Raw genomic sequence first — 1,242 nt, forward strand, 5'->3', positions numbered from 1 at the left:
GGCGGGGGCGGTTCCGAGGCGCCCGCGACCGATGTCCCGCACAGCGTCAGGACGGCGAGGGGCACCGCGGCGAGCAGGCTGAGTCTCTTCACGGGGGGCGTTCCTTTCACACGAGCGCGGGGGGAGCGTGCTGACCGCAGGGCCCTGCCGTCGCCGGTGCGACCGACCGGCTTCGCTCGACTATTGACCACCCATCCATAAAGCGCCATTGCCCGATCGCGGCGGCCCTTCCAGGGGGCGGGCCCCTAGAAGGACCGCCACCCCGAAACGCCGGAACGACCAGCGGGGCTTCCATCGGCGGTACGGCCGGACTGGATGACGGGCTGTTTTTCACTTTCGCGGGAGGACGCTGAAAAGGGGCGATCACCCGTGCCCGGCGGATGCGCCCTCGGCGAGGCGGCGGCTGCCTGGAAGGCGCCGTCAGCCGACGAACTCGCGGTCGCCGTACCGGATCGCCGCGCCGTTCCAGTCGCCTCCGATGCGGGTGACGAACGCGCGCGCCACGTCGAGGTCCGCCAGCTCGGCGACCAGGATGAGCTGCCCGCGCATGGTCACCGACCCGCCGAAGAGCTCGTCGCGGGCGGCCGGGTCGGCGACCAGGCCGTCGTGGAGGCGCCGCACGTCCAGGCCCGGGACCTCGATGCGGACGGCGTCGGCGCGCGGCGACGTCCTCGGCAGGTACTCGAAGGTCAGGACCGACTCCTGGTGGAACTCCTTGCGGACGAGGCCGGCGATGTGGCGCAGCTCGATCATGTCGGTGCGGTCGACGTCGAACCGGCGCGAGCGCTCGTAGGTGACCTGCTGGAGGTCGCTCGACCAGAAGACGCCGTCCAGGAGGGCGGAGCGGCGCGTCCGGGCGCCGTTGTCGTGGACGATGCGGCGGACCTGGCGGTCGAACCGGTGCAGGTGCGTGCGGAGCCGCGGGTCGGCCGGGTCGGTGATGATCGCCGTGTTGTCCGTGGCGAAGATCTCGGCTTGGGGGGAGCCGCTCGCCCGCGCCGGGACGCCCGCGGCGCTCATGGCGCTCGTGGTGTTCGCGGCGCCCAGGGTGAACACGGCGAGGAGCCAGGCGAGCAGGACGGTGGTGAATCGCTGTCTCATCACACCACGTAGTCTCGCCGCTCCGTCCCGTCCAGTCGTGCTCCGTGGCCCACTTTGGTCACGACCTTCGGCCACCACGGGGAAGCGCTGACCGCCGGCCCCCGGGAGCGGGGACCGGCGGTCAGCGGCGGGGGGCGGGGG

At 72.6% G+C, this 1,242-nt stretch carries 1 protein-coding gene; it reads right to left on the minus strand.

Annotated features, from left to right (window positions below; genetic code table 11):
• Nucleotides 1-420 precede the first annotated feature (420 nt).
• Nucleotides 421-1,104, minus strand: coding sequence for a hypothetical protein (locus tag E1298_RS47015; protein ID WP_207945292.1), 684 nt, complete (start codon nt 1,102-1,104; stop codon nt 421-423).
• Between the last annotated feature and the right edge of the window lie 138 nt (nt 1,105-1,242).

Source organism: Actinomadura rubrisoli (assembly GCF_004349215.1).
GTDB lineage: Bacteria > Actinomycetota > Actinomycetes > Streptosporangiales > Streptosporangiaceae > Spirillospora > Spirillospora rubrisoli.